Source organism: Pseudomonas sp. FBCC-B1667 (assembly GCF_059133255.1).
This window is the reverse complement of sequence record NZ_CP101437.1, coordinates 5,602,368-5,626,043: the sequence shown is the minus strand read 5'-3', so window position 1 is coordinate 5,626,043 and position 23,676 is coordinate 5,602,368. Positions and strand designations below refer to the sequence as shown.

General features: G+C 58.8%; 22 protein-coding genes and 1 pseudogene. 9 read left to right on the top strand and 14 right to left on the bottom strand.

What is annotated here, in order from left to right; genetic code table 11:
* Positions 1-199 precede the first annotated feature (199 nt).
* The 5 genes from NL116_RS25980 to NL116_RS25960 form a co-directional block, all read right to left on the bottom strand.
* Entirely contained in the window at positions 200-418 is a 219-nt protein-coding gene (locus NL116_RS25980; RefSeq protein WP_059182184.1) for a hypothetical protein, read from the bottom strand.
* A gap of 291 nt (positions 419-709) precedes the next feature.
* On the bottom strand, positions 710-2,074 hold the full coding sequence (locus NL116_RS25975) for a heavy metal sensor histidine kinase (protein WP_494374642.1): 1,365 nt from the start codon (positions 2,072-2,074) through the stop codon (positions 710-712).
* Positions 2,064-2,741, bottom strand: coding sequence for a heavy metal response regulator transcription factor (locus NL116_RS25970; RefSeq protein ID WP_007943491.1), 678 nt, complete (start codon positions 2,739-2,741; stop codon positions 2,064-2,066). Before NL116_RS25970 ends, NL116_RS25975 begins: the two co-directional genes overlap by 11 nt.
* A gap of 9 nt (positions 2,742-2,750) precedes the next feature.
* Positions 2,751-5,852, bottom strand: a complete 3,102-nt coding sequence (locus NL116_RS25965; protein ID WP_494374641.1) for a multidrug efflux RND transporter permease subunit — start codon at positions 5,850-5,852, stop codon at positions 2,751-2,753.
* Positions 5,849-7,009 carry an efflux RND transporter periplasmic adaptor subunit gene (locus tag NL116_RS25960; RefSeq protein WP_494374640.1) on the bottom strand — a complete coding sequence of 387 codons (1,161 nt, stop codon included), beginning with the start codon at positions 7,007-7,009 and terminating at the stop codon, positions 5,849-5,851. Before NL116_RS25960 ends, NL116_RS25965 begins: the two co-directional genes overlap by 4 nt.
* Positions 7,010-7,406: 397 nt before the next feature.
* Between NL116_RS25960 and NL116_RS25955 the strand changes: the two genes are divergently transcribed.
* Complete coding sequence (locus tag NL116_RS25955) at positions 7,407-7,664, top strand: hypothetical protein (protein WP_407011684.1); 258 nt, start codon at positions 7,407-7,409, stop codon at positions 7,662-7,664.
* A gap of 155 nt (positions 7,665-7,819) precedes the next feature.
* Here NL116_RS25955 and NL116_RS25950 read toward each other — a convergent pair whose 3' ends face one another.
* The 5 genes from NL116_RS25950 to norR all read right to left on the bottom strand — a co-directional run bounded on the left by NL116_RS25950 (position 7,820) and on the right by norR (position 12,094).
* A complete protein-coding gene (locus NL116_RS25950; protein WP_494374639.1) occupies positions 7,820-8,569 on the bottom strand; it encodes a YkgJ family cysteine cluster protein in 750 nt (249 codons plus the stop codon).
* 83 nt (positions 8,570-8,652) lie between these two features.
* Positions 8,653-8,979 carry a hypothetical protein gene (locus NL116_RS25945; RefSeq protein WP_494374638.1) on the bottom strand — a complete coding sequence of 109 codons (327 nt, stop codon included), beginning with the start codon at positions 8,977-8,979 and terminating at the stop codon, positions 8,653-8,655.
* Between the two features lie 59 nt (positions 8,980-9,038).
* Positions 9,039-9,497, bottom strand: a complete 459-nt coding sequence (locus NL116_RS25940; protein WP_494378134.1) for a GNAT family N-acetyltransferase — start codon at positions 9,495-9,497, stop codon at positions 9,039-9,041.
* 27 nt (positions 9,498-9,524) lie between these two features.
* Positions 9,525-10,427, bottom strand: a complete 903-nt coding sequence (locus NL116_RS25935) for a chemotaxis protein CheV (RefSeq protein WP_494374637.1) — start codon at positions 10,425-10,427, stop codon at positions 9,525-9,527.
* A 116-nt stretch (positions 10,428-10,543) separates the two neighbouring features.
* A complete protein-coding gene (gene norR, locus NL116_RS25930; RefSeq protein WP_494374636.1) occupies positions 10,544-12,094 on the bottom strand; it encodes a nitric oxide reductase transcriptional regulator NorR in 1,551 nt (516 codons plus the stop codon).
* Positions 12,095-12,242: 148 nt separating this feature from the next.
* On the opposite strand from norR, the gene hmpA reads away from it, so the two are divergent.
* The 7 genes from hmpA (at position 12,243) to cyoE (ending at position 19,887) form a co-directional block, all read left to right on the top strand.
* Positions 12,243-13,424: an NO-inducible flavohemoprotein gene (gene hmpA, locus NL116_RS25925; RefSeq protein WP_494374635.1), complete on the top strand. Its 1,182-nt coding sequence runs from the start codon at positions 12,243-12,245 to the stop codon at positions 13,422-13,424.
* 287 nt (positions 13,425-13,711) lie between these two features.
* A complete protein-coding gene (locus NL116_RS25920) occupies positions 13,712-14,221 on the top strand; it encodes a disulfide bond formation protein B (RefSeq protein ID WP_123435056.1) in 510 nt (169 codons plus the stop codon).
* 817 nt (positions 14,222-15,038) lie between these two features.
* Complete coding sequence (gene cyoA / locus NL116_RS25915) at positions 15,039-15,983, top strand: ubiquinol oxidase subunit II (RefSeq protein ID WP_027922709.1); 945 nt, start codon at positions 15,039-15,041, stop codon at positions 15,981-15,983.
* Positions 15,984-15,986: 3 nt separating this feature from the next.
* Positions 15,987-18,017 (top strand): cytochrome o ubiquinol oxidase subunit I, encoded by a 2,031-nt coding sequence (gene cyoB, locus NL116_RS25910; protein ID WP_494374634.1) that lies wholly within the window; start codon positions 15,987-15,989, stop codon positions 18,015-18,017.
* A 3-nt stretch (positions 18,018-18,020) separates the two neighbouring features.
* Entirely contained in the window at positions 18,021-18,647 is a 627-nt protein-coding gene (locus NL116_RS25905) for a cytochrome o ubiquinol oxidase subunit III (protein ID WP_027922711.1), read from the top strand.
* Complete coding sequence (cyoD, locus tag NL116_RS25900; protein ID WP_027922712.1) at positions 18,647-18,988, top strand: cytochrome o ubiquinol oxidase subunit IV; 342 nt, start codon at positions 18,647-18,649, stop codon at positions 18,986-18,988. The genes NL116_RS25905 and cyoD overlap by 1 nt, the downstream gene beginning before the upstream one ends.
* A gap of 11 nt (positions 18,989-18,999) precedes the next feature.
* On the top strand, positions 19,000-19,887 hold the full coding sequence (cyoE, locus tag NL116_RS25895; protein WP_494374633.1) for a heme o synthase: 888 nt from the start codon (positions 19,000-19,002) through the stop codon (positions 19,885-19,887).
* 75 nt (positions 19,888-19,962) lie between these two features.
* Here the strand turns inward: cyoE and NL116_RS25890 are convergent, their stop codons facing one another.
* Complete coding sequence (locus tag NL116_RS25890; RefSeq protein ID WP_494374632.1) at positions 19,963-21,381, bottom strand: aminotransferase-like domain-containing protein; 1,419 nt, start codon at positions 21,379-21,381, stop codon at positions 19,963-19,965.
* Positions 21,382-21,502: 121 nt separating this feature from the next.
* Between NL116_RS25890 and NL116_RS25885 the strand changes: the two genes are divergently transcribed.
* Positions 21,503-21,997, top strand: a complete 495-nt coding sequence (locus tag NL116_RS25885) for a RidA family protein (RefSeq protein WP_494374631.1) — start codon at positions 21,503-21,505, stop codon at positions 21,995-21,997.
* Positions 21,998-22,065: 68 nt separating this feature from the next.
* Here the strand turns inward: NL116_RS25885 and NL116_RS25880 are convergent, their stop codons facing one another.
* The 3 genes and pseudogenes from NL116_RS25880 to NL116_RS25870 all read right to left on the bottom strand — a co-directional run bounded on the left by NL116_RS25880 (position 22,066) and on the right by NL116_RS25870 (position 23,563).
* Positions 22,066-22,380, bottom strand: coding sequence for a helix-turn-helix domain-containing protein (locus NL116_RS25880; protein ID WP_140668471.1), 315 nt, complete (start codon positions 22,378-22,380; stop codon positions 22,066-22,068).
* Positions 22,377-22,720: pseudogene (locus NL116_RS25875) on the bottom strand (toxin). Before NL116_RS25875 ends, NL116_RS25880 begins: the two are co-directional and overlap by 4 nt.
* A gap of 138 nt (positions 22,721-22,858) precedes the next feature.
* The gene (locus NL116_RS25870; RefSeq protein WP_494374630.1) at positions 22,859-23,563 is read right to left on the bottom strand and encodes a hypothetical protein; all 705 of its coding nucleotides are present in this window, start codon (positions 23,561-23,563) and stop codon (positions 22,859-22,861) included.
* Between the last annotated feature and the right edge of the window lie 113 nt (positions 23,564-23,676).

The following is a 23,676-nucleotide window of genomic DNA, read 5'->3' as shown; positions in this document are numbered from 1 at the left end:
GCGGTTGTCTGCTTGGAGAGCATAAAAAAGGCCAGCAAAACACGCTGGCCTTTACTTATTCAAGCTTAGAAGACATTGAACGTGAACGCACTTGCGTTAGCCCCAACGAAAAAAAGCCGCTGATAGCAGCGGCTTTGAAGACAACTTTTCAAAGGGAAGAGCCGATGAAAAGCGTCGAGGGAAACAGGTGTTCGATGAGTCAGCTGTCTTTCTCAACCCGTTGCTGGGTGGCAGAAGTGGACGCTTGTGGGGTTTGCGCGGCGTCTTGAGCCTTGGCCGTCATTTCGCTCTGATCGTAGGCGGCGGCGCGTGCGGCATTTTGCGCGACGAACGTCTGCGACTCTTCCGCGATTGCGAACGGAGACAGAAACAATGAGGACAAAACGAAAGCGCTGGCAATACCCGTAATGTTGGACATCTATTAGACCTTCTTGCTTGGCAAGTGCTGTTTGGTGCGGGCAAAGATAAGGATCTTGGCCGCTGGGAAACAGAGCCCATCGAAGAAAGGACTGTTGCGCCAGAAGCAACAGTACTCTTGGTAAGTGGACGGTTTTTTGTGCGAGGGCTTGCTGTGGCGAGGGGGCTTGTCGGAACGCCGCACCGCCCCGTTGGGCTGCGAAGCAACCCCTTCTTGTAGCGTGTGTGAAAAAGCGCCAGTGCTGCGCACTGGAACGGGGGCAAGCCCCCTCGCCACAGGGAATTGGGCGGGCTAAACGGGAAGGTGAATGCCGAAGGTATTCATGCCGTGATCGCTGCGCACAAACACATCGCCGCCATGCATCAGCGCAATCGCCTTGACGATCGCCAGTCCCAAGCCATGGTTATTTCCGCTGTTGCTGCGCGAGGCATCCACCCGGTAAAACCGCTCAAACAACCGCGGTAAATGCTCGCTGGCAATCGGCGATCCAGGGTTGGCGACACCAATGCTCACTTGATGCTCCTCGACCTCGATCCGTACTTGAATCACCTGCCCGGGCCCGGTGTGCTGCACCGCATTGCTCAGCAAATTGATCAACGCCCGGCGCAGATGCGCAATCTCGATCCGCACCTGCGCATCACCGCTGACCTGCACCTGAACCTGCGCATCTTCAAGAATGAAATCCAGGTACTCCAGCGTCGTTGCCACTTCTTCGGCGAGGGAAGTGGACGTCAGCTTGGTGGCCTTGCTGCCCTGATCCGCGCTGGCGAGGAACAGCATGTCGTTGATGATTGAGCGCAGTCGCTCCAGTTCTTCGAGGTTGGATTGCAACACTTCAAAATAGTGTTCGGCCGAGCGCCCGCGTGTCAGCGCGACCTGGGTCTGTCCGATCAGGTTGGTCAGCGGCGAGCGCAATTCATGGGCGACGTCGGCGTTGAACGATTCCAGCCGTGAATAGGCTTGTTCAACCCGCTCCAGCGTGGAGTTGAACGAATTGACGAACTGATTCAACTCCGGCGGCAACGACGATAAGCGCAAGCGTCCGGAACGCAGCGGCGGCGCCAGGCGCTGGGCTTCCTGGGACAACTTGATCAACGGCTTGAGGCCAATGCGCGCCACCCAATACCCCAACGCAGACGCCAGCAACACGCCGACAATCGCCAGGCTGATCAGCGCGATCAGCAGGTGATGCTGAGTCTCGAAAAACGTTTCGGTGTCGATGCCGATCATGAAGCGCAGCGGTGGGCGTTGATCCTTGGCCGGGAACTGGCTCACCAGCACTTTCAGCGGGTAGGGATTATCCGGCAACTGCAAGTCGCGCATGCCCAGCGGGCCTTCGGCGAAGGCGCGGATCTGCGGTGTCGGGTTGCCATATTCGAAGTGCGGATCGCCGCTGATAATCCAGAAACTGATGCGCTTGTCTTCCTCGCCAAGCAGCTTGAGCTTGTTATTGATCTTCACCCAGTGCTCGGGCGTGCCGTAACGGCCGACCGTGGATTCAAGCACGCTGTAGCGCGCATCCAGCTCGGCTTCGGGCAACAGACCCAGGCCCTTGTCGACCTGCTGATACAACGCCCAGCCGATCAACAAAAACACCAACAGCGCCACCAGCGTAAACATCCCGCTCAGGCGCAGTGCGATGGAGTTACTGGACACCACGGCTCTCCAGCACATAACCCATGCCACGAATCGTGTGCAGCAGTTTCTCGTCGAACGGCCCGTCGAGCTTGGCCCGCAGACGCTTGATCGCGACTTCGACAACGTTGGCGTCACTGTCGAAATTGATGTCCCAGACCATTTCGGCAATCGCCGTTTTCGAGAGGATTTCGCCTTGCCGACGGGCCAACACGCTCAGCAGCGAAAATTCTTTGGCGGTCAGGTCCAGCCGTGTGCCGGCGCGGGTCGCTTTACGGCTGATCAAATCTATCCACAGGTCGGCGATGCTGACTTGCACCGGTTCGTGGCCGCCGCTGCGCCGGGTCAGCGCTTGAAGGCGCGCCACCAGTTCAAGGAAGGAAAACGGCTTGCCAAGGTAATCGTCGGCACCATCGCGCAGGCCTTTGATGCGATCTTCGACGCGCTCGCGGGCGGTGAGCATGATCACCGGGGTTTGCTTGCGCGCACGCAACGCACGCAGTACGCCGAAGCCGTCGAGGCCCGGCAGCATGACGTCGAGGACGATCACCGCGTAGTCACTTTCCAGCGCCAGGTGCAGGCCTTCTACGCCATCGCGCGCCACGTCCACGGTGTACCCCTGTTCCGTCAGGCCGCGGTGCAAATAGTCCGCGGTTTTTTCTTCGTCTTCGATAATCAGAACGCGCATGACCCCGCCTCAGTCTGTGGTCGCCAACACCGGTACCGGCGAAGGTTTGGGCCTGTGAAATAGCCGCTCAAGCCACAAGTATATGACCGGAGTGGTGAACAGCGTCAGCGCCTGGCTCACCAGCAAGCCGCCGACTACCGCGATACCCAGTGGCTGGCGCAGTTCGGCGCCGGTCCCGTAGCCGAGCATCAGCGGCAGTGCGCCGAGCAGCGCGGCGAGGGTGGTCATGATGATCGGCCGGAACCGCGTGATACAGGCCTGGAAGATCGCTTCTTCCGGTGGCAAGCCACGGTTGCGCTGGGCGTCCAGCGCGAAGTCGATCATCAGGATGCCGTTCTTCTTCACGATGCCGATCAGCAGCACCAGCCCGATCAGTGCCATGATCGAAAAGTCCTGGCCGCAGATCCACAGCATGATCACCGCCCCGAGCCCTGCCGACGGCAGTGTCGAGATGATGGTCAGCGGATGCACGAAGCTCTCGTAGAGCACGCCGAGAATGATGTATACCGCCACCAGCGCCGCCAGAATAAGCCACGGCTGGCTGGCGAGTGAACTCTGGAACGCCTGGGCTGCGCCCTGGAAATTGCCGCTCATGGCGGCTGGCATGCCGATGTCGGCCTTGGCCTGGTTGAGCATGATCACTGCGTCGCCCAACGCCACGCCGGGCGCGAGGTTGAACGACAAGTTGGCGGCCGGGAACATGCCGTCATGGGCTATGGACAATGGACCCACCGTCGGCGCGTCAAATTTGGCCAGCGCCGACAGCGGTACCATTTCCCCGCTCAGGGGCGAGCGCAGATAGAAATAGCTGAGGCTTTCGGCCTTGCCGCGTTGCTGGGTGTCCAGTTCCAGAATCACGTTGTACTGGTTGATCTGAGTCTGGAATTCATTGACTTGGCGCTGGCCAAACGCATCGTACAGCGCTTCGTCGACATCACTGGCGGTCAAACCGAAACGCGCCGCGGCGCTGCGGTCGATACTGATGTGCGTGATGCTGCCGCCCAGTTGCAGGTCGTTGGAAATGTCGCGGAACGCCGGGTTGCCGCGCAGCTTTTCGGTGAGGCGCTGGGTCCAGGTGCTGAGGGTCGCGCCGTCGTTGCTTTTGAGCACGTATTGGTACTGCGCACGGCTCGGGCCGGAGCTGAGGTTAATGTCCTGGCCGGCGCGCAGGTACAACACGATGCCCGGGACTTTCATCAGTTGCGGACGAATCCGGTCGATGAACTGGCTGGCCGAGACGTCGCGGTCGCCGCGTTTTTTCAAGGAAATCCAGAAGCGGCCGTTGGCGATGGTCTGGTTACTGCCCGACACGCCGACCGAGTGGGAAAACGCCGCGACCGCCGGATCCGCTGCGACGATTTCGGCCATCGCCAAGTGTTTTTTCACCATGTCGCCGTAGGAAATGTCGGCGGCAGCTTCGGTGGTGCCGAGGACAAAACCGGTGTCCTGCACCGGGAAGAAGCCTTTCGGAATGAAGACGTAACCGACGATGGCCAGACAGAGGGAAAGACCAAACACTCCGATCATCAACTTCTGATGGGCGAGGGCACGGCGCAGGAGTTTTTCATAGCCGGCCGCCAAGCGTTCGCCGAACGTCGGTTTGCTGTGGGCGTGATGCGCCGGCGCCCGCATGAACAGCGCGGCCAGCGTCGGCGCCAGGGTCAGCGACACCACCACCGAGATCATGATCGTCGACGTCGCCGTCAGGGCAAATTCCTTGAACAGCCGCCCGACCACGCCGCCCATGAACAGCAGCGGAATGAACGCCGCCACCAGCGAGAAACTGATCGAGACCACGGTAAAACCAATCTCGCCGGCACCCTTGATCGCCGCCTCGCGCATGCCGTCGCCGGCCTCGAGGTGGCGGTGAATGTTCTCCACCACCACAATCGCATCGTCGACCACAAACCCCACGGCCACCACTATCGCCACCAGGGTCAGGTTGTTCAGGCTGAAGCCCATGACGTACATCAGGGCAAAGCTGGCGATCAGCGAAACGCCCAGCACCGCGGACACAATCAGCGTCGCCGACCATTGGCGCAGGAACAGCGCCATTACCGCCACCACCAGCATGATCGCGATCAGCAGAGTGATTTCCACTTCATGCAAAGACGCGCGGATGGTCTGAGTGCGGTCGACCAGTACCTTGACCTGCACCGAGGCGGGGAGCATCGCTTCCAGCGCTGGCAACGCGGCTTGAATGCGATCCACCGTCTCGACGATGTTCGCGCCGGGTTGCCGGGAGATCACCAGGTTCACCCCGGGCTTGTCGCCAGCCCAGGCCTGAACGTAGGCATCTTCCGAACCGTTGACGACGTTGGCGACATCCCGCAGGTGAACCGGGGCGCCGTCCTTGTAGGAAACGATGAGCTGGCTGTATTCCTCGGGGTGAAACAGTTGGTCGTTGGTCGACAGCGTGGAAATGCTCGACTCGCCGTACAACGCTCCTTTGGCCAGGTTGAGGCTGGTGTTCTGGATCGCCAGACGGATGTCCGCCAGGGTCAGACCGATGGCCGCCAGTTTGTCCGCCGAGGCTTGAACGCGAATCGCCGGGCGCTGCTGACCGGTGATGTTGATTTGGCCTACGCCATCGATCTGACTGATCTGACGCGAGAGCAGGGTTTCCACCAGGTCGCTGAGTTCAGTGCCGGGCATTTGCGTGGAGTTGACGCTGAGGATCAGCACCGGGCTGTCGGCCGGGTTGACCTTGCGCCAGGTCGGCAGCGTCGGCATGTCCTTTGGCAGTTTGCCGGCGGCGGTGTTGATCGCGGCCTGGACTTCCTGGGCGGCGGTGTCGATGCTTTTGTCGAGGGTGAATTGCAAGGTCAGGTTGGTCGAACCCAAGGCGCTGCTCGATGTCATTTGAGTCACGCCGGGAATGGCGCTGAATTGCACTTCGAGCGGCGTGGCCACCGACGACGCCATGGTTTCCGGGCTGGCGCCGGGCAATTGCGCGGCCACCTGAATGGTCGGGAATTCAGCTTCCGGCAGCGGCGCAATCGGCAGGCGGGGGAAGGCGATGGCGCCGAGCAGCACCAGCGCAAACGTCAGCAGGAGGGTGGCGACCGGGTGATCGATGCACCAGGCCGAGACCGAGCCGTGGCCCTTCATGGTTTCGACTCCGATTGCACCATTTGTGGCGGATCGGTCATCACCTGCACCGTCGACCCCGGCTTGAGCCGCGACTGGCCATCACTGACCAATACATCGCCCGGTTTCACGCCTTTGATGATGTCCTGACCGCTGCCTTGGGCAACCACCTGCACGGTCACGGTTTCCACTTTGTCGCCGTTGACCCGGTACACGAAGTGTTGATCGAGACCCCGTTGTACGACGGTAGGCGGCACCACCAGCGCATCTTTTTCCAGGGCTGTCTGAATTTTTACCGTCACCAGCAGGCCCGGCCAGAGTTTTTGTCCGGGGTTATTGAATTCGGCCTTGGCGCGGATGGTCCCGGTATTGGCGTTGATTTGGTTGTCGATCAGGGTCAAGTGACCTTCGCCCAGCAGGTTGCCGGTTTCACCGTCGGTATCGGCGCCAATGTAGGCTTTCACTTGGGCGCGTTGCGGGTCGCCGATCAGACCTTGCAGGGTCGGCAGCATGTGTTGCGGCAGGGAAAACTCGACGGCGATCGGGTCGATCTGCGTCACGGTGAACAGGCCCTGGGCATCGGTCATGCGCAGGAAGTTGCCTTCATCCACCGTACGAATCCCGACGCGACCGGTCACTGGGGAGCGAATCTGTGTGTAGGAGAGTTGCACCTGTGCGGCGTCGATTGACGCCTGATTGCCCTGGGCGGTGGCTTTGAGCTGGTTGACCAGGGCTTGTTGCTGGTCGTAGGTCTGCTTGGACACACCGTCGTCGACGCTGAGCAGTTTGTAGCGCTTGAGGTTGACCAGTGCCACTTGCAACTGCGCCTGGCTTTCGCCCAGTTGGGCGCGGGCCTGATCGAGGCTGGCGCGGATCGAGCGGTCGTCGATGGTGGCCAGCAAATCACCTTTGTTCACCAATTGGCCCTCCTTGACCAGGATTTTGGTGAGAATGCCGTCGATCTGCGGGCGCACCACCACGCTGTGCAACGACAGCACCGAACCGATTCCGCTGACGTAACGTGGCACGTCTTTCTCAACGACGTTGATCACGCGCACCGGAATGGCGGTCGGGGCAGCGAGCTTGGCCGTGGCCGGTTTGACGAGGTACCAGGTGCCCAGCGCTGCCAAGGCTATTAGCAGACCTGCGATCATGGCGTTTTTTTTCTGAATTCGCATGCGAGTGGGGCGCCGGGCTGAGAGGTTGGGGTATTGTCAGGTTTATACCCTTCGTTATAACCCTGTCAGCCCGTCAGGAAGGTGACTGCTAACTGACGGGGCTGTCAGTTTGGGAGGGATCTTGATTGGGTATGCATGGCGTTCGGTCAGGTTGACCGCGTTATCGTTCATCGCGAGCAAGCTCGGCTCCCACAATTGTTCCGTGGAGGGTACAAAAAATGGCTCCACCATAGATCCCTGTGGGAGCCGAGCTTGCTCGCGATAGCGGTGGGTCAGTCAACACAAAACCCGACGGACTCACGCGCGGCGTGAGGCTTGCAGCTCTCGACACAGGTATACTGCCGCCTTTCGCGGCTCGCTGACCGGGCCCGACTTATGTGCATCACCCGGAGCTTTCATGACTTCCCCGACACAACCGCCGGTTGCCGACGCTTTGAGCGACGACCAGGCAGACCTGCCAGACAGCGTCGACTCCAGCGCAGACAGCGAAACCAAAGCCGCAATCCCGGCGTTCAAGTTCCCGTTCAAACCGGGTGATCTGGCTGCCGCGAAGACCGCCAGCCAGCCTTGGTACAAGAACGGCGCGAAAAATGGCCATACCAAGACACCTGGGGCGGCGCCTCCGGGTACGCGTCGGTCGATGGGAAAGCGCTGAGTTTTGACTTGAGCGGTGTCTGATCTGCCGTCATCGCGAGCAGGCCCACTCCCACATTGGATCTCCATCTGACACAGATGTTGTGTATGTCGACGATCCAATGTGGGAGCGGGCTTGCTCGCGAAGGGGTCATAACAGGCAACTCATCCTTTGGATCAAGCCGCCCGCAACGAAATAAACGCATAGTTCACCGGTGCTTCAGTCACCAGTTGCGCACCCGCCGCCTGCATCTGCGCGGCAACGTCATCCCCCGACACATGAAACAACCAGTCACTCTCCGGCGCCGCCAGCGGTTGCGCTGACACCTCATCAATGACGGTGGCAAACGCGGTCATGTCCGGCAGATAAGCGGTAAAGCCATCGCCCTTCAGCGCTGTCGTGCGAATCCCCAACAACCCGCAAATTGCGTCCTTGGCTTGAATGTCATCGCGATCCGCCTGGCGAGAGCGCTGGATCAATTCGGCCAATTGCTGATCCACCAACTTTCCGCCGATGATCAGATCCGGACCCTGCTCCCAAGACTCGGGCGGACACTCCTTGATCGCTGTGTTCAGCAGGATGTGCGGGTTGATTTCCGCCGGGTAGATGCGGCATACCAGCGGTCGGCGCTCGTAGATTGCGCAGCGGTTGTCTTCGTCAAGATTCCGGCAGGGACCGACGTTATAGGCGGCAAAGGTGATCGCCACATACGCCTCGGACGCGCCGCTTCGCACCCTCACCGAACGGCGTTCGGCGTGTTCGCGTTGCTGCATCGGCAGGCCCAGGCCGTTACCCAGAAAGCCCTCGACCAGCACGATCACTTGACCGCCATCGGCCGCCCACAGGCGGGCTTCCGCCAGGGTCAAGGGGACGTGGTGGTCGGTGCAGCACTTGCCGCAACCTACGCAGGAAAACGTTGTGTTCATTGATCGCCGGGTTGCATGTGTGGGCAAGAAACGGCGACAGAATGTCACCGCGCAGCTCAGCGATGAAGCAAGTTATGCGCCATTCACTGGGCCTTGGCGGTCGGGCGAATGGAGTCCCATTCGGTCACGTAGGCGGTTTTTGTTTTCTTGTCGAACAGGCACAGCTCGGTGCCTTGCTGGCCTTTCATGTGTTTTTGCGGGTATTGGCCTTGCATCAGGAGCGCGGTGTAGCCGACCCGGTCATCAAACTGCGCGGCGTTGCCGACCGGCTTGGCGTTTTTCAGGCCGCTGGCTTTTGTACAACTGGTGAGGACTGCTTTGTCGTAGGCGGCCCAGGCGTCGGAGCTGGAAGCTTGGGCCTGGGAGACGAGGGCGGTGAGGCAGAGGATGGTCAGCGTTGCGGCTTTCATTGATCGGGCATCCGTTGGGCTTGTAGGGCCGAGTATGCCTCAAGGTTTGACGGCGCGGGTCAAACTGGAACCGGTTCCCGGCGGACCACATACATCCCGGCACTTTCATACAATCGCCGCGCACGAAGGTTGTCTTCCAATACCTTCAAATCCACAAAGCCTTCCCGACGTTGTTGAAACACGCGAAACGCCTGCAGCAACAATGCGCGGCCTAGACCGAGCCGTTGCGCCCGCGGGTGTACCACCAGGTTCTTGATGTAGGCGCTGGTCCAGCACTGGCAGACACCGACGATACCGTCGTCATCCAGCGCAATGAAACACAGGTCAGGATCGTACTCGGGGTCGGTTTCAAACCGCTGTTGCCACACCTCCAGTGCCGGCATGCGGCCGCCACCGTCCTGGTAACCCAGTTCCATCAGGTGATGAACGGCTGCAGCTAATTCAGGGCGGTATTGGCTGAGGATGATGCTTTCAGGCCAGGTGATCGCCGGCACCACCTCGGCGAGGTTGCGCCGCATCAAGAAGCAAAAATCTTCAGCCACGACTCAGTGACCTTGTTCAGAGACAGCCCGGGCCGCTTCGATCAGGCATTTGGTCAGTTCGGGCGAAGAGAATTTGGTCAGCACTGCGTTAGCCCCGGCCAGCCGCGCTTTCTCGCTGTTCATCGCACTGTCCAACGATGTGTGCAGCAACACGTACAGGTGCGAAAAATCCGGGGTTTCGCGCAGGGTGCGGGTGAAGGCGTAGCCGTCCATCTCCGACATTTCAATGTCCGAGACGATCAGGTTGATCTGCTGGGCCGTGCCTTGCAGGTCGAGCAGGCAGTCGATGGCTTCCTTGGCGCTGCGGGCGGTGTGGCATTGCAGGCCGAGGTTACGCAGGGTGTGCACGGATTGTTGCAGGGCGACCTGGCTGTCATCGACTACCAGAATGCGCGCGCTGCCCAGGACTTCAGCGTCCTCCATGCTCAGTTCGGTCGGGGCCGTTTCGATCTGTGCCGGGGCGATGCCGTGGATAACTTTTTCGATGTCCAGCACTTGCACCAGCGTGCCGTCGACCGAGGTCACGCCGGTGATGTACGAGCGTACGCCGCCGGAACCAAAGGGTGGCGGGCGGATGTCGGTGGTCAGGCAGTGGACGATTTTGCTCACGGCCTGAACATGCAGGCCCTGCTTGGAGCGACTGACATCGGTGACGATCAGGCAGCCACCGTTCGGGTCTTCCAGCGGGCGCTCGCCGATGGCACGGCTCAGGTCGATCACCGACAACGAAGCGCCGCGCAGGGTGGCGATGCCTTTGACGTGAGGATGCGACTCCGGCAGTCGGGTCAGTGGCGGGCAAGGGATGATTTCGCTGACCTTTAGCAGGTTGATCGCCATGAGCTTGCCGCTGCGCAAGGTAAACAGCAGAAGCGAAAGTGAATCTGCGCGGGCTTTGTTGGAAGACATATGTACCTTCTGGAAAAAGGTGATGGGCGATCGCGGGATTGCCAAAAACTATCGATAACGGGTTATCGACTTGTAGTGGGCAGGCTTTAGAAATTCGGATGAACCGTTTGCCGCCCTCACTTCATCCCCAGCCTTTTGGCCATGCGCCCAAGATTCGCCCGATCCAGACCCAGTTCACGCGCCGCACTCGCCCAGTTGTTGTGATGCCGCTCCAGGCAAGCGCTGATCAATTGCCGCTGATAATTCTCGGTGGCTTCACGCAGATCACCGGCTATCAAAGTCACAGGGCTGACGGCTGGTTGTTCGGTAAGCACCTCGATACTGCCAGTAGGCAAATCCAGATCCGCCGCACTCAAGCTCAGAATCTTCGGTCGTTCCTTGCAATTGCCCAGTGCTTTAAGCGCGCTGCGACCAATCAAATGCTCCAGCTCCCGCACGTTCCCCGGCCAGTTATAGGCCAGCAAGGCAGCCTGTGCATCGCTGTTCAAGCGTAGGCTGTTGAGGCCCATGCGCGAGCGGTTTTGCTCGAGGAAGAAGCCGCTGAGCAGCAAAACATCCCGTCCACGATCACGCAACGCTGGCACCAACAACGGGTAAACGCTCAAGCGATGGTAGAAGTCGGCACGGTAGCGACCATTGCGCACTTCTTCGGCCAGGTCACGGTTGGTCGCCGCGATCAGGCGCACGTCCACCGTGTGTTCCTTGTCAGAGCCCAGGCGCTGCAACTGGCCGCTTTGCAACACCCGCAGCAGCTTGGCTTGCACCGTCAGTGACAGCTCGCCGACCTCATCGAGAAACAGCGTGCCGCCATTGGCCAGTTCGAACTTGCCGCGACGATCATTCATTGCGCCGGTAAACGCGCCGCGCACATGGCCGAACAACTCGCTCTCCACCAGAGTGTCCGGCAGGGCCGCGCAGTTGAGGCTGATAATCGGTTTGTCGGCGCGGGCAGAGGCCGCGTGAATCGCCTGCGCAACCAGTTCCTTACCAACCCCGGTTTCGCCGGTGATCAACACGGTCAGGTCACTGCCGCCTACCAGGTTGATCTCTTCCACCAAGCGTTTGTGGGTCTTGCTCTGGCCGATCATCTCGCGGTTCTGCTGGCCGCTGGCCTGACGGTAAACCTCGGCGCGCTGGTGCTCGTCTTCGACGCGGTTGGCCAGCCGTTCGATGCGCTCGGCGGCGTTGACCGTGGCCGCGGCGAGGCTGGCAAAGGCTTGCAGGGCATCCAGTTCGATCGGTTCGAATTGTTCCGGGTCGAGGGCGTCGAGGGTCAGCAAACCCCATGGACGCTCGTCGATAAACAGCGGGCAACCCATGCAGTCGTGGACTTCCAGATGATCGTCGAGGCCCTCGACCAGTCCGTCGTAAGGGTCGGGCAAGTCGCTGTCGGCGGCGAAGCGGGTCGGGCCGTGGCTGCTGAGCAGGGCCTCGAATCGCGGGTGCTCGCTGATTTTGAAGCGCCGTCCCAGGGTGTCCGTGCTCAGGCCATCGACGGCCAGCGGCACCAACCATTCGCCATCAAGGCGCAGCAGGGCGGCGGCATCGCAAGGCAGCAGGGCGCGCATGGCTTCGAGCAAGCGTCGATACCGCTCGCCTTCGGGCAGTTCGCGGGACAGGTCAGAGACCAGGGGCAGCAGGGCGGTGAGCAGGGATTTTGCAGTCATAGTGACTCCGTGTAGTCGACATGACTATAAATCAGCATTTGTCGATATGACTACGATGTTTTTAAGTTATTGATTTATATAGTTTTAATACTTGGCATAGAAACTGATAAGCCTAAGGAAATACACATCAAGCTCCGGAGTCGTCCTTATGCTGAGCGTTCAAGACCGTGCCATCGTCAAATCCACCGTACCGTTGCTGGAAAGCGGCGGCGAAGCGCTGATTACTCACTTTTACCGCATGATGCTCTCCGAATACCCGGAAGTCCGCCCGCTGTTCAACCAGGCCCACCAGGCCAGTGGTGATCAGCCGCGCGCGCTGGCCAACGGTGTCTTGATGTACGCGCGGCACATCGACCAGCTCGATCAGTTGGGCGACTTGGTGGCCAAGATCATCAACAAGCACGTGGCCCTGCAAATCCTGCCGGAACACTACCCGATCGTCGGCACCTGCCTGCTGCGGGCCATCGCCGAAGTATTGGGTGAAGAAATCGCCACCCCTGAAGTCATTGCGGCCTGGGGCGCGGCTTATGGGCAACTCGCCGAGATTCTGATCGGCGCCGAAACCAGCCTCTACGATCAAAAAGAACAGGCGCCCGGCGGCTGGCGCGGGGCGCGGGAATTCATCGTGACGGCCAAGGTTGAAGAGAGCGCAGAAATCACCTCGTTCTACTTCGAACCGGCGGACAAAGGTCCAATTCTTGAAGCAGAGCCAGGTCAGTACATCGGCATGAAACTGATCCTCGACGGCGAAGAGATTCGTCGCAACTACTCGCTGTCGGCGCTGGCGAACAAGGGCGAGTACCGCATCAGCGTCAAACGTGAAACCGGTGGACGGGCGTCCAATCATTTGCACGATCAGTTGCATGTCGGAGCGAGCATCCAACTATTCCCGCCATCGGGCGAATTCACCCTGACAGCCAGCGATAAACCGCTGGTGCTGATCAGCGGCGGTGTCGGCATCACGCCGACACTGGCGATGCTCGAAGCCGCGCTCGCCACCGAGCGCCCGGTGCATTTCATCCACTGCGCGCGCAATGGTAGCGTCCACGCTTTCCGTGACTGGATCGATGGGTTGGCTGAGCGTCATCCGCAACTCAAGCGCTTCTATTGCTATGCGGAAGATGACGGTGTGAGTCCGGCAGCGGACAAGGTCGGGTTGTTGAGCCGTGAGCAACTGGGCGAGTGGTTGCCTGAGCAGCGCGACCTGGATGCTTATTTCCTGGGGCCTAAGGGGTTCATGGCGGCGATCAAGCGTCACTTGAAGGCCTTGGGCGTTCCGGAGAAACAGAGCCGTTATGAGTTCTTTGGGCCGGCTTCGGCGTTGGAGTAACTGGATGGGGCGGCTCGGGAGACCGAGTCGCCATCATCGCGAGCAAGCTCGCTCCCACAGTGATCCAGGGTGTACACAAAACGTGTATTCCCACCGGTCCCCTGTGGGAGCGAGCTTGCTCGCGATGGCCGCACCACGGTCTCAATTGTTGATTACAGTTCGAAAAGTTAATCCCTTCTTAACCGGTTTATCGTTTATTCCCCCAAATCCACCGGCGCGCGCAAGGCTCTCAAACCTTAGAGCCTGCGTGTAGACTGGCGGCAACTGCTATCTAAAAGGGAAACGCGATGAGCGAGGAAACAATGCGATTGGGGCGCGAACGGCGCTATCTGGTGTTGCTGGGCATCATCTGCCTGGCGTTGATCGGCGGCGCGCTTTACATGCAAATTGTGTTGGGCGAGGCCCCATGCCCGCTTTGCATTCTCCAGCGCTACGCGTTGTTGTTTATCGCGGTGTTTGCCTTCATCGGCGCGGCCACGCGCACTCGTCGCAGCATTACCGTGTTCGAGACGCTGGTGGTCATCAGCGCTCTGGCAGGCACAGCCGTTGCCGGGCATCACGTCTACACCCAGTTCTACCCGGCGGTCAGTTGCGGCATCGATGTGCTGCAGCCGATTGTCGATGGCCTGCCGCTGGCGAAGATCTTCCCGCTGGGCTTCCAGGTGGATGGCTTCTGCTCCACGCCGTACCCGCCGATCCTCGGTCTGTCGCTGGCACAATGGGCGCTGGTAGCGTTCGTGCTGATCGTGATTCTGGTGCCGTTGCTGACTTCGCGTAACCGCAAAGCGCTGCGCTGAGGCGGTTCGCCGCACCGCTGCGTCATTCATGAAAACGCCCCGGCCCTCGTTGAGGGGGCCGGGGCGTTTTGCATTTTCAGAGGCCAGATAAAAAGACCGTGACGCGCGACAAGCAAGGGTGCGACACGTGTGCGACATGTTGTCACAGCGTGAGTGTCGCAAGGCATTTCAAGGGGCTGAATTGGCATGGGGGCGGGCAACAAAATGGGTCTGTTGCGGTGGATGATCATCCGACCCTGGAAATGCTGGAGCAGGCAGTTTTAACAGGGCCTGGCGAAATGCCCTAGCCCTTGTCTCATAGGGCGTTGAGCAGTGTCGGAGGAGGGCGAAGACGCCTCGAAGCTGTCTGAACTGCGCAAGGTAGACCTACTAATTTTGGTGTTTTTGTTGAGAATCGATTTCGATACCATGCCGGACTTTTGCGAAATCCGTTAATGATTGTTGCTGGAATGGATAAAAATTATTTCGGGATGAGACATGGTTTATGAATCGTTACATATCTACAATCGCCCGCACTGAATTCCCGGCACTGCTCAGCATGAGCAGAAAGTAGGGCGTCGAGAGGCTTGAACGCTTCATGCGACTCCCAGGTGTCGGAGCCTTCCAACTATCCGCACCAAATGGAATTGGTCTGTAACAAGGCCTTTGACCACGAATTCGAATAAGAACTTACCGCTGTCCCAGGATTTGTCGAGCAGCGTCTGACGCGCGACGGGCAGCCCTTATTCAATCCAAGAAAAATGCCAACCCTTGGCAGGGTGAAGTGTTGGCGATCAAAACCCAACTGCATTGCGCAAGCTGCTTTAGAGGTCGTGAGATGAGTAAAAACAGGTACCCCAGACTACTAGGCTTATTGCCGCTGATTGGCACATTGTTGCTGTCAGGCTGCAACATGACCTTGCTCGATCCCAAGGGCCAGGTTGGCCTGGATGAGCGAAACCTGATCATCACCGCAACGCTGCTGATGCTTCTTGTCGTGGTACCGGTCATCGTCATGACCTTCCTGTTCGCCTGGAAATATCGCGCCTCCAACACTGACGCCGTCTACACGCCGAAGTGGTCGCACTCCACCAAGATTGAAATCGCGGTGTGGGCTATTCCAGTGCTGATCATCATTGCCCTGGGTTATGTCACCTACAAGTCGACCCACGCTCTGGACCCTTACAAGCCACTGGAATCCGACGTCAAGCCGATCACCATTCAAGTGGTGTCGATGGACTGGAAATGGCTGTTCATCTATCCGGAACAAGGGATCGCCACGGTCAACAAGATCGTCTTCCCGGCCAACACGCCAATCAACTTCCAGATCACTTCCGACACCGTGATGAACTCGTTCTTCATTCCGGGCCTGGGCGGTCAGATCTACGCGATGGCGGGCATGCAGACCAAGCTTCACTTGATCGCCAACCAGAACGCTGAATTCGACGGGATCTCCGCCAACTACAGCGGCGCGGGTTTCACCGGCATGAAGTTCAAAGCAATCGCCACCTCTCAGGCGGACTTCGATGCCTGGGTCAGTGATGTCAAGAAGGCACCTAAACAGCTTGAAAAAGCTGAATACGAAGCCCTTTCCAAACCAAGCCAGAACAATCCAGTCGCGCTCTACTCCTCGTTCACACCGAACCTGTTCCAGACCATCGTCGACAAGTACGAAGGCATGAAACCAGGTCCGAAAGTGGACCACGAGAAGAAAGAGAAAGAAGTGGCCCAGATGGAAGGGATGGACATGAGTTCGCATTCAGCTGCCGGGGCAGAGGAGTAAACGATGTTTGGTAAATTAAGTTGGGAAGCGGTCCCGTTCCACGAACCGATCGTGATGGTGACCATCGCCATGATCGCGCTCGGCGGTCTGGGCGTGTTCGCTGCAATCACCTATTTCAAGAAGTGGACCTACCTGTGGTCCGAGTGGCTGACCTCGGTTGACCACAAGAAAATCGGCGTGATGTACATCATCGTCGCCATGGTCATGCTGCTGCGCGGTTTTGCCGACGCCATCATGATGCGTACCCAGTTGGCCATGTCCACTGAAGGTTCGCCGGGCTACCTGCCGCCTGAACACTATGACCAGATCTTCACCGCTCACGGTGTGATCATGATCATCTTCATGGCGATGCCATTCTTCACCGGCCTGATGAACCTTGCGGTGCCACTGCAGATCGGCGCGCGTGACGTTGCCTACCCGTTCCTGAACTCCCTGAGCTTCTGGCTGCTGATGTCTGGCGTCGTGCTGGTCAACGTGTCCCTGGGGGTCGGCGAATTCGCCCGTACCGGTTGGGTTGCGTATCCACCGCTGTCGGAACTGGGCTACAGCCCTGGCGTGGGTGTGGACTACTACATCTGGGCGCTACAGCTATCCGGTCTGGGTACGACGCTGACCGGGGTCAACTTCCTGGCCACCGTGCTGAAAATGCGGACCCCGGGCATGAAACTGATGGACATGCCGATCTTCACCTGGACCTGCACCTGGGCCAACGTTTTGATCGTCGCTTCCTTCCCGATCCTGACCGCTACCCTGGCTTTGCTGACGCTTGACCGTTACATGGATTTCCACATTTTCACCAATGAACTTGGTGGCAATCCGATGATGTACGTCAACCTGTTCTGGGCGTGGGGTCACCCCGAGGTTTACATCCTGATTCTGCCGGCGTTCGGGATCTTCTCCGAAGTCATCTCGGCGTTCTCCGGCAAGAAACTGTTCGGCCACCACTCGATGATCTACGCCTCGGGCGCGATCTCGATCCTGGGCTTTATGGTTTGGCTGCACCACTTCTTCACCATGGGTTCGGGTGCCAACGTCAACGCCTTCTTCGGTCTGGCGACGATGCTGATCTCGATCCCGACGGGGGTGAAGCTGTTCAACTGGCTGTTCACCATCTACCAGGGCCGTCTGCGCATGACCAGCCAGGTTCTGTGGACCCTGGGTTTCATGGTGACCTTCGCCATTGGCGGCATGACCGGCGTACTGCTGGCCATTCCGGGTGCTGACTTCGTCCTGCACAACAGCCTGTTTGTCATTGCTCACTTCCACAACGTGATCATCGGCGGCGCCGTATTCGGCTACATCGCTGGTTTCGGCTTCTACTTCCCTAAAGCGTTCGGCTTCAAGCTGCACGAAGGTTGGGGCAAGGCAGCGTTCTGGTTCTGGATCTCGGGCTTCTTCGTCGCGTTCATGCCGCTCTATGCGCTGGGCTTCATGGGCATGACCCGTCGTCTGAACGCCACCACCAACCCTGAGTGGGTGCCGTACCTGTACGTGGCCATGTTCGGTGCGGTGATGATCGCCTGCGGTATCGCCTGCCAGTTGATCCAGCTCTACGTCAGTGTCCGTGACCGTAAGAAGCCGGAAAACATGTGCGAACACGGTGACCCGTGGAATGCCCACACGCTGGAATGGTCGACCTCGTCGCCACCACCGTTCTACAACTTTGCCGTACTGCCAAAAGCCGACTGCATCGACCCGTTCACTGAAGCCAAGGAAGACGGTACTGCGTACCAGACTCCGGTCAAGTACGAGCCGATCCACATGCCAAACAACACCGCGACCGGCCTGGTCATGGGTGCTCTGTTGACCGTGTTCGGTTTCGCGATGATCTGGCACATCTGGTGGATGGCCATCTTCGGCCTCGCCGGCGCCGTCATCTACTTCGTGATCCACGCTGCCCGTGACGACCAGGGCTACATGGTGCCGGTCGACGTGATCGAGCGCACCGAAGCCGAGCAGCGCAAACGTCTGGTAGCCGCAGGGAAACTCCCGGCCACTGCCACCCGTGTTGAAACCTCGTTGGAACAGGCTTAAACCATGTCGAACTTAGTGACCAATGCTGGACACACCCATGTCGATGGACATGGGCACGATGACCATCACCACGACTCGGGCGAGATGACCGTATTCGGTTTCTGGCTCTACCTGATGACCGACTGCATTCTGTTTGCGTCGATCTTCGCGGTGTACGCGGTACTGGTTAACAACGTAGCGGGTGGCCCGTCGGGCCACGACATCTTCGAGCTGCCTTACGTGCTGGGCGAAACCGCCTGCCTGTTGTTCAGTTCGATCACCTACGGCTTCGCCATGCTGGCGTTGTTCAAGGGCAACAAGAAGGCGGTACTGGGCTGGTTGGCCATCACCTTCCTGTTCGGCCTGGGCTTCATCGGCATGGAGATCAACGAGTTCCACATGCTGATCTCCGAAGGCTACGGTCCTAACCGCAGCGGCTTCCTGTCCGGGTTCTTCACCCTGGTCGGCACCCACGGTCTGCACGTGACCAGCGGTCTGATCTGGATGGCAATCATGATGTATCAGGTCCAGAAAAACGGCCTGACGGCGACCAACAAGACCCGTCTGAGCTGCCTGAGCCTGTTCTGGCACTTCCTGGACGTGGTGTGGATCTGCGTATTCACCGTTGTTTACCTGATGGGGACCCTGTAATGGCTAATGCACACTCCCACGATGGCCACGGCCACGACGACAGCCACGGCAGCGTCAAGTCGTACGCCATCGGCTTCATCCTGTCGGTGATCCTGACGATCATTCCTTTCGGCCTGGTGATGTACCCGTCGCTGCCGAAAGCCATGACCCTGTGGATCGTACTGGCCTTCGCCGTGATCCAGGTGCTCGTGCACCTGGTGTACTTCCTCCACCTGGACCGCTCCGCTGCCCAGCGTAACAACGTGATCGCGTTTGTCTTCGCAGCGTTGGTAATCGTCCTGTTGGTAGGCCTGTCGCTGTGGATCATGTTCAGCATCCACACCGTCATGATGGCGCACTGAGGAAAGTCCGGATGTCCTTTAAGCACTTTATCCAAATCACCAAACCGGGGATCATTTTCGGAAACGTGCTTTCTGTGGCGGGCGGATTTTTCCTGGCCTCGAAAGGGCATGTCGATCTGGCCATCTTCCTGGCCGCCATGATCGGCACCTCCCTGGTGGTGGCTTCCGGTTGCGTGTTCAACAACTGCATCGACCGCGACATCGACCTGAAGATGGAACGCACCAAGAACCGCGTGCTGGTCCAGGGCTTGATCTCCCTGAAACTGGCCCTGGCCTTTGCGACCGTCCTGGGTGTCGCCGGCGTTGCGTTGTTGTACAAGGTGGCTAACCCGTTGGCCGCTTTGTTCGCAGTGATCGGTTTCGTCATCTACGTCGGCTTCTACAGCCTGTACCTCAAGCGCAAGTCGGTTCACGGCACGCTGGTGGGCAGTCTGTCGGGCGCCATGCCGCCGGTGATTGGCTACGTCGCTGTGACCAACAACTTCGACATGGCCGCACTGACGTTGCTGGTGATGTTCAGCCTGTGGCAGATGCCGCATTCCTACGCCATCGCGATCTTCCGCTTCAACGATTACCTGGCTGCATCGATTCCGGTGCTGCCAGTGAAGCGCGGGATCCAGGTGGCCAAGAAGCACATCCTGATCTACATCCTGGCGTTCCTCGTGGCGACCTTGATGCTGACCTTCAGTGGCTACGCCGGCATGAGCTACCTCGCCGTCGCCGCGGCCATGGGCATGTACTGGTTGTACATGGCCTGGACCGGTTATAAGGCAGTGGATGACACGGTCTGGGCACGCAAGCTGTTCGTGTTCTCGATTTTCACCATTACCGCGTTGAGCGTGATGATGTCCCTGGACTTCAAAGTGCCAACCGAGCTGCTGCTGACGTACGCGCCTTAAGCGTCGGATGCTGTAAACAAAAGCCCCGCCTTCGAGAGAAACGCGGGGCTTTTTGTTGGGGGGCAACACGGTCTGTCAGGAGCCTCGCTTATCAAGCAACCGGAAAAACCGCTCCCGCACCTGCGGATCATCGCTGTGCGCAACATTGAAGCGCAGAAAACTATTGGCGTCGGCCGCTTTACTCAGCATCGCCCCCGGCGCCAGCACCAGGTCGTTCCTGAGGCCTTTGTTGGCGAGGGTTTCGGCATGCAACCCGCTGGGCAGACGCGCCCAGATGAACAACCCTTCGCCTGGCACCGATGACACCGAACACCCAGCCTCCACCAGCCAGCGCGCCACACGACTGCTCGATTCATACAATCGGTCCACCGTGCGCCGGATGTGCTTGGCGTAGCTGCCGTTGCTGAGCATGGTGCAGGTGATCTGTTCCGCCAATTCCGAGGTCACGCCGCCGATGCTCATCTTCAGGGTGATCATTCGGGCCGCCAGTTGCGGTGACAACACGGCGTAACTGACTCGGCTGTTGGCCGTCAGGGTCTTGGAGAAACCGGACACGTAACTGACATTGTCCAGCCCGCTGGCGGCCAGACGCGGGGTGCTTCGTTGCTGGAGATCGCCATACAGGTCATCTTCAACAATGTGGAAACCGTAGCGGTGACTCAACTCGAGCAGGCGATACACCTGCGCCGCCGAAAACGAGTGCCCGGTCGGGTTATGCAGGGTGCTGTTGGTCATGTAGAGCACGGGGCGATGGGCGATCAGCAAACGCTCGAACGCCTCCAGATCCAGCCCGGTGCAATCGCGGGGAACGGTGATGACTTTGGCACCGTGCAACGCCAGATTGGTGTGCAGGTTGAAGTAACACGGATCGTCGAGCAGCACCGTATCGCCAGGTTTTAACAACAGACGCATCAATTGGTCGATGGCCTGCATGGTGTTGGCGGTGGTGATGATTTGTTCCACCGGCACGTCGATGCCGACAGTCGACAACTTGACCCGCAACGCCTCGCGCAGCGGTCGGTAGCCTCCGACCTCACCGTATTCACCCATGCGCAACGATGTCGCACGAAGGGTGCTGCGCACGGCTTTAAGCAGTTCTTCGGCGGGCAGCCATGAGCCGGGCAGAAAACCACAGCCGGGACGCAATGCGCCATTATTCACAAGCACTGCGCGACGAACCCGGCTGAGGGTGTCTTGCGGTTGCAGGTCCGGGCCAGCAGCGGCTGGAGTCTGGGTGTTCGTGCGGTGGACGTAATGGCCCGAGCCTTGGCGTGAGACCACCAGCCCCTTGGCCCGCAATCGATCAAGGGCGTCGACTACGGTGGATTTTCCGACGTTCATCAATTCGGAGAGTTCGCGAATCGGCGGCAACTTGGCCCCGTGGGGCAAGCCTCCCTGGCTGATTGCTTCGGACAGTTGATCGACAATCTGTTGTACCAGCGGCACGCCTGGCTGGAACTCGATAGCGGCGATCACGGCGCGCTGAGCCTGCATTTTACTGGTCTCCCTGGCAGTAAAGTTCGCTGGATTCTATACGAACTTGCCCTGATCAAGAGAAGCGTCTGTCTCTACCATCAAAAACGCGTTTGCATGATGGCTAAAGAGGGCTCGGTAGATGAATCAGCAATTAACCCGCGACGAACGTTTCCTCGCGATGGCGAAAGAACACGGCTTCAATATCTACGACGAGAACGCGGCCGGCGGGCATTACGCGCCACTGCTTCGGCATGACAATGAGGTGTATGTCAGTGGCCTGGTGCCTCGCATGAACGGCAAAATCCAGTACCCGGGCCGGGTGGGCCTGGAGCTCAATCTGGCCGATGCGCAAGAGGCCGCGAGCATCAGCGCGATACGGGGGCTGGCATTGATTCGCGAGGCCGTCGGTTCACTGGATAACGTCAAGGCCCTGCTTCGTGTCACCGTTTATGTGAAATCCACGTTCGATTTCGTCGACCTCAGTGAGGTGGCCAACGGCGCGTCAGATGTCTTCACTCATGTGTTGGGCGAGGCGGGCAAACATACGCGCACGACGGTCGGTGTTTACCAGTTGCCGAAAAACGCGCCGGTGGAGGTGGACATGATCGCGGCGTTGCATCCTGCGATTTCCTGAATTTTGCAGGCAATAAAAAGCCCCGCTTTTCTCTCGTAGGCGGGGCTTTTTGATAAAGAGCTATCCACTCAAACGGCTTGGAGTCGCTCGACCATATCGGGGAATTTCTCCACCAGCCTAATCAATAAAGCCGCTTGAGCATTTGGCTTGGATTTTTCCTGCTCCCAATTTCTCAGGGTGCTGGGGCTGGTTCGAATTCGCTTGGCAAAAACGGCCTGGGACATATGCAACTTAGTACGCAGCGCAACGATTTCTTGTGCGCCTACCTCAGGAGCCGGGTTATCTTCCACCGTAGTATTTCGCAGCGTGATCTTGCCTTCTCGCTGAGCAGCCATCTCGTCAACGCCCTGCATCAACTCTGCAAACAGGTCGCGCTTTTTCATGGGGTACCTCGTGCCTTTAACTCTGTGCCTATGGCTTTCTTGAGCGCCTTCTCTTGGTCGGCAGTCAAATTCTCAAGCTCATCCTTGTCATAAATTGCAAACATCCAGAACTGGCCATCATTCATAAGCCAATAATAGACAACCCCAAGCCACCACGCCTGCCTTTACCTCGTCGCTCATCTACCCAGCGCAGTTTGCGGAAGCCACCTGTACGAGGCATGACATCGCCTGCCTGTGGGTTCGACTGCATATACGTTTGCAGCGAACGATACTCATCGTCCGTCAGATAATCGCCAACGGTGGCGGTGAACGAAGAGGTTTCAAAGAATTGGGTTCGCATCACCAAACTATAGGCAAATTGATTATAGTCAAGCAAGCAGCAATTCCTTCACCTGACGAAAGGGGAGATACGACCCACTAGCAAACATCAGTCACAAAAAAGCCCCGCTGCAAGGGCGGGGCTCTTGGGTGAAACGTGTTACTGCGCAGCGATGCTGTAGCCGGCGAATGCGGTTTGCTGCTGCAACGCGGTGATGATGTTCTTGCGGTTGACCGCTTGTTCGACGCCGGCGTTATCCAGGAACGTCTCGCTTTCAATCACGGCGTCATCGCCTTCGCCGATGAAGGTGAAGCCGAGGAACTCCAGCGCTTTGCGGTCAACGTTCAGGCTTGATCGCGGGGTGCGCAGCGGCAGGGTGACGTTTATGCCGTCCTTGCTGATGGTGAACACTTCAAGATCTTTCTTGGCGCGAGCCACTTTGCTCTTGCCACTGCTAGGGTTGCTGATCGCCTGGTGCGTCTGGTTCAGCACCTTCAGCGCGAGGCCGTAGACGATCTCCTGAAACGCCGGGTCATCCTTGAAGCTGGAGAGAATCCGGCTGATCGGGAATTTGCTGCTCAGGTCTTCGAGAGCGGCGATGTCGGACGCTTCCGCATCCTTGAGTTGCTTGAGTTCGCCCATCAGTTCATAGGCTTTATCGTCGTCGAAGCTGTCATGTGCCTGGCGAATCGCGGCGCGCAGCTCGCGGATCTGGTCGCTTTCCCGAGTGGATTGAAAAGCGTCCAGGACCATCTCGCTGATGGTCTTGGCCTGTGGCACATGCTGTGAAAGATTGATGGAGTTTTCGTATTCCGCTTTGGACGACAGGGTGACTACGGATTCAGCGGTGTTGGAATCGGACATTGAAATTTCACTACTTCTTTAACTTGAATTGAGGCGAGAAAGCACAGGGCCTTTTCAGGTCGCCTAATCTATTGGACCTACGCTGAGTTGTCACGGATGAACAGGCAGTAGGT

What these genes read in the sequence shown, in the direction of transcription:
- NL116_RS25980 (WP_059182184.1), bottom strand. Translation starts at nt 418, where the DNA reads ATGTCCAACATTACGGGTATTGCCAGCGCTTTCGTTTTGTCCTCATTG.
- NL116_RS25970 (WP_007943491.1), bottom strand. Translation starts at nt 2,741, where the DNA reads ATGCGCGTTCTGATTATCGAAGACGAAGAAAAAACCGCGGACTATTTG.
- NL116_RS25965 (WP_494374641.1), bottom strand. Translation starts at nt 5,852, where the DNA reads ATGAAGGGCCACGGCTCGGTCTCGGCCTGGTGCATCGATCACCCGGTC.
- NL116_RS25960 (WP_494374640.1), bottom strand. Translation starts at nt 7,009, where the DNA reads ATGCGAATTCAGAAAAAAAACGCCATGATCGCAGGTCTGCTAATAGCC.
- NL116_RS25955 (WP_407011684.1), top strand. Translation starts at nt 7,407, where the DNA reads ATGACTTCCCCGACACAACCGCCGGTTGCCGACGCTTTGAGCGACGAC.
- NL116_RS25950 (WP_494374639.1), bottom strand. Translation starts at nt 8,569, where the DNA reads ATGAACACAACGTTTTCCTGCGTAGGTTGCGGCAAGTGCTGCACCGAC.
- NL116_RS25945 (WP_494374638.1), bottom strand. Translation starts at nt 8,979, where the DNA reads ATGAAAGCCGCAACGCTGACCATCCTCTGCCTCACCGCCCTCGTCTCC.
- NL116_RS25940 (WP_494378134.1), bottom strand. Translation starts at nt 9,497, where the DNA reads ATGCGGCGCAACCTCGCCGAGGTGGTGCCGGCGATCACCTGGCCTGAA.
- NL116_RS25935 (WP_494374637.1), bottom strand. Translation starts at nt 10,427, where the DNA reads ATGTCTTCCAACAAAGCCCGCGCAGATTCACTTTCGCTTCTGCTGTTT.
- norR (WP_494374636.1), bottom strand. Translation starts at nt 12,094, where the DNA reads ATGACTGCAAAATCCCTGCTCACCGCCCTGCTGCCCCTGGTCTCTGAC.
- hmpA (WP_494374635.1), top strand. Translation starts at nt 12,243, where the DNA reads ATGCTGAGCGTTCAAGACCGTGCCATCGTCAAATCCACCGTACCGTTG.
- NL116_RS25920 (WP_123435056.1), top strand. Translation starts at nt 13,712, where the DNA reads ATGAGCGAGGAAACAATGCGATTGGGGCGCGAACGGCGCTATCTGGTG.
- cyoA (WP_027922709.1), top strand. Translation starts at nt 15,039, where the DNA reads ATGAGTAAAAACAGGTACCCCAGACTACTAGGCTTATTGCCGCTGATT.
- cyoB (WP_494374634.1), top strand. Translation starts at nt 15,987, where the DNA reads ATGTTTGGTAAATTAAGTTGGGAAGCGGTCCCGTTCCACGAACCGATC.
- NL116_RS25905 (WP_027922711.1), top strand. Translation starts at nt 18,021, where the DNA reads ATGTCGAACTTAGTGACCAATGCTGGACACACCCATGTCGATGGACAT.
- cyoD (WP_027922712.1), top strand. Translation starts at nt 18,647, where the DNA reads ATGGCTAATGCACACTCCCACGATGGCCACGGCCACGACGACAGCCAC.
- cyoE (WP_494374633.1), top strand. Translation starts at nt 19,000, where the DNA reads ATGTCCTTTAAGCACTTTATCCAAATCACCAAACCGGGGATCATTTTC.
- NL116_RS25890 (WP_494374632.1), bottom strand. Translation starts at nt 21,381, where the DNA reads ATGCAGGCTCAGCGCGCCGTGATCGCCGCTATCGAGTTCCAGCCAGGC.
- NL116_RS25885 (WP_494374631.1), top strand. Translation starts at nt 21,503, where the DNA reads ATGAATCAGCAATTAACCCGCGACGAACGTTTCCTCGCGATGGCGAAA.
- NL116_RS25880 (WP_140668471.1), bottom strand. Translation starts at nt 22,380, where the DNA reads ATGAAAAAGCGCGACCTGTTTGCAGAGTTGATGCAGGGCGTTGACGAG.
- NL116_RS25870 (WP_494374630.1), bottom strand. Translation starts at nt 23,563, where the DNA reads ATGTCCGATTCCAACACCGCTGAATCCGTAGTCACCCTGTCGTCCAAA.